The organism is Paranoxybacillus vitaminiphilus (assembly GCF_003259935.1).
Lineage (GTDB): Bacteria > Bacillota > Bacilli > Bacillales > Anoxybacillaceae > Paranoxybacillus > Paranoxybacillus vitaminiphilus.
In genome coordinates this window covers 54,437-60,736 of the sequence record NZ_QLMH01000015.1, presented here as the reverse complement: position 1 = coordinate 60,736, position 6,300 = coordinate 54,437, and the positions used below count along the sequence as shown (strand labels likewise).

The 6,300-nt window shown below is 37.2% G+C and carries 5 protein-coding genes and 1 pseudogene; 3 read left to right on the top strand and 3 right to left on the bottom strand.

Going from position 1 to position 6,300, the window contains the following annotated elements:
- The first annotated feature begins 264 nt into the window (after positions 1–264).
- Positions 265–1,563 (top strand): S-layer homology domain-containing protein, encoded by a 1,299-nt coding sequence (locus B0I26_RS14215; protein ID WP_111646087.1) that lies wholly within the window; start codon positions 265–267, stop codon positions 1,561–1,563.
- A 55-nt stretch (positions 1,564–1,618) separates the two neighbouring features.
- Positions 1,619–2,977, top strand: coding sequence for an Athe_2463 domain-containing protein (locus tag B0I26_RS14210; RefSeq protein ID WP_146612815.1), 1,359 nt, complete (start codon positions 1,619–1,621; stop codon positions 2,975–2,977).
- Positions 2,978–3,165: 188 nt separating this feature from the next.
- On the opposite strand, the gene B0I26_RS14205 is transcribed toward B0I26_RS14210, so the two are convergent.
- Complete coding sequence (locus B0I26_RS14205) at positions 3,166–3,480, bottom strand: hypothetical protein (protein ID WP_111646085.1); 315 nt, start codon at positions 3,478–3,480, stop codon at positions 3,166–3,168.
- A gap of 408 nt (positions 3,481–3,888) precedes the next feature.
- Positions 3,889–4,245 carry a hypothetical protein gene (locus B0I26_RS14200; protein WP_111646084.1) on the bottom strand — a complete coding sequence of 119 codons (357 nt, stop codon included), beginning with the start codon at positions 4,243–4,245 and terminating at the stop codon, positions 3,889–3,891.
- A 355-nt stretch (positions 4,246–4,600) separates the two neighbouring features.
- Here B0I26_RS14200 and B0I26_RS14195 point away from each other — a divergent pair.
- Positions 4,601–4,816 (top strand): annotated as a pseudogene (locus tag B0I26_RS14195) (radical SAM/SPASM domain-containing protein); the annotation flags it as partial.
- Between the two features lie 100 nt (positions 4,817–4,916).
- Here the strand turns inward: B0I26_RS14195 and B0I26_RS14190 are convergent.
- Positions 4,917–6,284 carry a short-chain fatty acid transporter gene (locus B0I26_RS14190; protein WP_111646083.1) on the bottom strand — a complete coding sequence of 456 codons (1,368 nt, stop codon included), beginning with the start codon at positions 6,282–6,284 and terminating at the stop codon, positions 4,917–4,919.
- Positions 6,285–6,300 lie beyond the last annotated feature (16 nt).

The window sequence follows — 6,300 nt, the reverse complement described above, 5'->3', positions numbered from 1 at the left end:
AACCGTAGGAACTACGGGGATAGCCTAATCAATTAGAGTTCGATAGAACTCTGTACTTAGGAATCCACTATGGCTTTAGCCTAGTGGTAGTTCAAAACTATACAAGAGTATAAAAATTAAGTAGATTCCCTAGTAATTTTAATCCGTATGTTCCAAAAAATATGTCTAACAGGTTGAAAATTCTAAATTTTTGTGATATAATTTTAGAAAATGGCAAATTTTTACATATAAAAATTCGTCACGGAACTAGGGAGGTAGTGATCAATGAAAAAAATGGTAGTCGCATTAACAAGTGCAGCTTTATTGATGGGGTGTACAGCCGGTACGATTAAGGCATCAAATGGGGAAATTAATCAAAAGAGTATCGTAAACGCTACCCATCAAAGTAAGTTAATGAGTTTTTCTGACGTTTCCCCGTCTTATTGGGCTTATAAGGAAATCACATATCTGTTAGAAAATGATATAGCAGAAGCATTATCGGGAACTAAGTTTGCACCTAATGACAATATTACAAGAGGACATGCTGCGAGGATGTTAGCAAAAGCTCTAAAACTAGATATTCATGATCCGAAGTACAAAGATGTTGACTTTCCAGATGTGCCGAAAACACATCCTGATTATGGCTATATTAAAGCGGTTGTAAACGAACAAATTTTTAAAGGACAAAACGATGGGGAATTTGGAATCAATAACCCTTTAACACGTGCGCAAATGGCTAAAGTATTAGTTGAAACATTTGATTTACGTGGAGATTATCCAATGAATTTTAAAGATGTAGGTAGTGAGCATTGGGCTTATCAATATATTGATAAATTAGCGGCATCCGAAGTGACAAACGGATATCATGACTTGACTTACAAACCGAACAATCTTGTAACAAGGGCTCAAATGGCTGCTTTTGTCTACCGAGCAATTAAAGGTTCACCTTTCGATGACCCTAATATTATGAACTACTTTGGTGGATTCGGCCCTTATACACAGGGACAAAAGATTATTAAGAATGGAGTCCTTTTATTTGGGGAGTATGGCAAATATGAAAATTACTTGCCATCCGATAAGCTCAATCCATATATTAATCGCCAAATCTATCAAGTGACAAAATCTCTTTTAGATCCGAATTTCTATGTGACAACCCAGTATGAGGAAGTAGCTGATTTTGGTAAGCGTGTAAGAATTGCATTCGGAAGAACTGCCGCTGGAAATGCAATGGGAAATTACAGATTTGCTTATTTTCTAAATGAAGATCGCTATATGAATTATGGAAAAAAGCCGCTTAAGTCATTTAGTGATAAACCTATTATCATGTTAGATATTAGAAGTTTGTGGTTTGATTATAACAAAATGGATAAAAAGACGTTCACAGAGCCTATTTATACTCAAAAATTAAAAGATAGTTTAATCGCTCTATTTCCAAATGGAGTGGATATATACAATTTTATCTTAGCAAAATACATTGAATATCACCCTAATAAAGAACTTTTAGAAACAAAACGAATTGGAAATATCCAACTGGATATTCTGACTTCTGGTCATCGTCTTGTGGTGTATTTCACTTATTTATAAACGAAAGAAGGTATATGAATATTCCACAAAGTACATTATTGCCATATGTTAGGGGGTGAACAAAATTCTATCTTCTCAAAGAAAAAGAGTTTTGGTTTTATTGACTATTTTCATCTTGTTATTGCAATGTTCTTTTCCGTTTATCCATATAGTACAAGCGGCTTATCCCGATACTGAAGCGGAGTTCGAGGAATATTTAAGAAATATCGATGTTCAAGTTTATAACACTCAAGGGTATAAAGCAAATTTTTCTACTTACAAAGTCTATAACCAAATTGTTTACGGCAATCAGCATGGACGATGGAAGAATGGTAGTTTGTGTCCAAAAGGCGGTTCCGAATATGAGTATTTAGGATACAATTACGCAGGGGAATCTGTCACAAACTACTGTTTTCCAAACGATGCTCGAGGAGATGACGCGCCAGAGGATTGGAACTTTATAGAGGTAGATCCTAAATTTGTATCTTGGAATAAATTAGACGATGCCCAATACAATCAAATTTACTACACGCCCTTACAAGGACATGGGGCTACTACTTTAACGGTGAACAGTATGGGTGGACGAGCTTTTGCGGAGGTACAGACGGCGCCTACATGGAGGTCATGGGGTAGCGTGTATACAAGGCATAGAGATTCTAGGGGGAAAATATGGTATGCGACATTCAATGTCCCCCCGATTGCAAATGGAGTTCTATTAGAAGGAACTATTGCAACGGATAAAGAAACTTATGTCATTCCATCCAATGCCACATCAACGACTGTTCATTACACGGTCAGAGCGAAAGCTGCCGGTACTGGAAAATACTTTAATTTTAATCAAGTAAAGTCCTTAAAAGCAGCTTTTGACCCAAAAGGTAACAGCAACTTAGGTATTTCTGATTATAACTCAACTTCTAAGCAGCAATACACATTAAAGAGCGGCTCATTCAATTTAACTCGCGATGAATATGGAGTAGGAACACATACCATTCGTTTAGAGGGATACACTTCTATTGAAAGTGTTTGGGGCGATAAGGATGTTCAAGAGCCGTCGAAAACCATTACATTAATTGTTGAACCCGAAGCAGACAGATATACAGAAACTACCTTTGAAGTGACTCCAGAACTAACAAAGTTTGAAAATACAGATGTAGTAGTAAATGCAAAAGTAACAGGAAAGCTATATGGACTTACTGATACCACCAAGATAAAAAGATGGATATTTAGTGCAAGAGAAAAAGAGGTTACTACACCACAGACAGAACTAAAAGATGAAAAAACGTTAACTTCTTCCCATACGTTTCAGTTCACGATACCAAAAGAGAAAATCATAAACGGTTTTGTTGATGCAGTAACGGTTAAAGAATTTGTACAAACCTACGTTGGGCGTGCAAAAGTGGAGCTTATTGATTTTATCTTAACTATGAGGAATTGAAACTCCATGATTCTTTGCAGATCTTTCGCGATATCCCGTTCCTTAACTATTGAGAATCGGCGCCTGGCACGTCTCGATTTTTAATATTGTACGCGGGGTTTTAGAAAATAACAGGGGTCATGAAACTTTGTGAAGCACTTTGAAAAAAAGAAAAAAGTGAAGCAATCACTTTTTGAGGTGGCTGTATGTTACATGATTTTTTTTCGTAACGTACGGATGGCAACGTCATGTTCACCGATAATTTCGTAAACAGATTTGAAGCTTTCTTGAAGGTTTTTCACTTCTTCATTTGTTTCCATTACAGCTTGTTTAATCGATTTTTGTTTCTGCTCAACATGGTCTAATCGCTTTTCTACTCGATCCAACCGTTCTTCTACTCGATCTAACCGTTCTTCTACTCGATCCAAGCGCACTTCGATACGATCTAGCCGGGCATGTACATTTTTTAGTTCATTGTCAATAGACATCACTTTTTCTAAAATTAAGTCCAGCTTCTGTTCCATTTTTTTACTCCTTTCAAAAAAATCTCCTTTCCTTAAGTCTATTCGAATGGAATGATTTTGACAAGCTTGTTATTGGTGATTAGGTGAGAGTGAATTTTTGGAATCTTTGCCTGACACGCTTCGAAGTAACCGAAGTAAAAAGCCCAAGGATCTCAAAGCAAATGGCGATCTTTGGTACAAAGCAAGAGATATCGAGTTGCATGTCGGATGTGGAAAAGAGTAGTAAAGCCATCCGGCATTTGAAGCGGAAAAGATCACAGAAGTCAGACGCTATTGAGAAGAAAACAGTGTGCCGATACAAAGTAAAAGGCTGATTCCATGCGTCATTCGGTTTTCGTTTCGCGATTCGTTTGGCAAGCGAATCGAGTTTTTGTCCAAACAGAAAATCGCCCAATAGACGGAATGCGGCTAATACATGTTCAGGACATTTTTGACTCGCTTGATTTCTTTTTTATTGTCAAACAATTCTTCCACGAGAATTTTTTGACCGTTTGCTACATCAGTGAGCTGTTTGTCCATCTGCGCGATCTTTTGTTCGATTTGGTCGAACCGCTCATTGATTTCGACCAATTGCTGCTTCGTTTGCTCAAAGCGTTGGTCGATTTGTTCAAACCGCTGGTCAATTTGCTCAAAGCGTTGGTCGATTTGCTCAAAGCGTTGGTCAATTTGTTCAAACCGCTTATTCGTTTCTTCCGTATGATTTTTTAGCTGCTCAGCCAGTTCTTTAATCGCTTGCAAAATCATTTCATTTGTAATTTCGGCCATGGACATGCTCCTTTCTTCATTTTAATTATCTCTATCATTATAACATATTCCAGTCATTTCAACATAGAGCGCATCAATTTTTCATGCATTGACATGGCAATTGGGTTACGAATGATGTTCAAAATATGAAAATAGAACACATTTATTATTCTTCGTTAAGCAGTGTTTCGCTTAAATGGAGGTAGCCCGGCACTCTCTACATTCGCAAGAGTCTTTGGAAATACTTTCTATACAAGAATGCCTAGCATTATTTCAGAATAGTCCTCGCTGATTTTACGTTTACGGCTTTTCGGATGATTGTCTTTGTTTGTTGCGTTTCCTTATCTAAAAACGATGTTCCATTTGTACAGAATTAATTAACACGATCATTTCACATTACAATTATGACCATCTAGAAGAAATGGCGAAATTGGTTGCGGATTTGAAAGCGATCATGTGGTACATCTTTCTGCTTGTTCCAACCGGAAGAGGGCAGATGAATGACTGTATTATCCCGGCCGAGCATGAAAAAGTGTTTCTCTGGCTATATGAACTGAGCAAAACAGCGCCATATGATATTAAAAATAGGGCTGACTTATCAACAATTGTTTTAGATAGATAAGTCACCCTATCTTCAGTTTATTTTAGTTTTTCATACTCTTTTTAATGAATACTACATGTTTTGGTCTTAATTATAAAATAAGCAGGAATATAGAAGCAATTATACCAACATAAATAAATGTGATAGTGGTAAACCCCATAATATCTCTGATTCTAAGACCGGCAATGGCAAGCAGCGGGATTGCCCAAAACGGTTGAATCATATTGCTCCATTCACCCCAAGCAACAGCCATTACCATTTTAGCTGGATCAATCCCCATTTCCAGTGCAGCTGGAATGGCAATTGGCGCCTGTACTATCCATTGTCCTCCACCTGATGGAATAAACATGTTCAAAAATCCAGCAGACCAAAAGGTGAATAATGGGAGTGTTTCACTGGTTGAGAATTTAGTAAAAAAGTTAGATAACCATTCGGCTAATCCGGATGCGGACATCATCCCCATAATCCCTGCATAAAAAGGGTACTGTAAAATAATTTGGCTAACACTACTAGAAGATTTTATTAAACCTCTTCCAAGCTCTCTAACATTTCCAAATAATAAAAGCGCAAGAGTGAAAAAAATAAGATTTACCGTATTCAAGTCGAGAGAAAAACCATTTTTAGAAAAATGGATCACTAAATAGGCTAATCCTAGAATTCCTCCCACAACGGTAATCATACGACTTTTTTCTATTTTATCGTTTACAAAATTTGTCTGTTCATCCTGTTCTTCAATCGAGTCATCAAGCAGATTTGGATCAATAATAAATCGATCTTCCTTTCTTACTGGATGTATTAATTTCATAATGAAAGGCAATGTAAAAAAGACAACGGCTATAATTGCCATATTAAGAGCAGAGAATATCGTTTCTGAAGTCGGGATGATACCTATTTGATCTTGGAAAACATGATCTTTGGTAGCGACAAATAGAGCAGCAGAGGATGAGAGACCGCCTTGCCATATAACAAATCCAGAATAACCAGCAGCGACAAGTACACGATAATCAACATCACGAACTTTTTTTGCAACAAGCTTTGCAATAATTCCAGCAACAACTAATCCGAAAGCCCAGCTGATTAATGAAGCTGCTAATGAAGTGAATGTTACAAGTAATATGGCTGAATGAGGGGATTTACACTTGCCAGCGATATTTTCGAGCAACCGGGAAACCGGTTTGGTAAGTGCTAAAGCATAGCTCATAACAAAAGTGGTAATCACTTGAGCAGTAAATGCCAATAACGCCCATAAACCATCCCCCCAATAGGTAATCATATCAATCGGGCTTTTTCCATTGACAACTATGCCGCCTAGAAAAGTAATGATCGTAAGAATGACGGCAAAAACAAATGAGTCAGGCAGCCATCTTTCTGCAATTCGAGCAAAAAAGAGTGCCAATCTTGACATGAAATGATTTTTCTGTTTGTTGAGCGAAGCATTTGTTTGTACATTTGTTTGCATATTTATGACCTCCTTG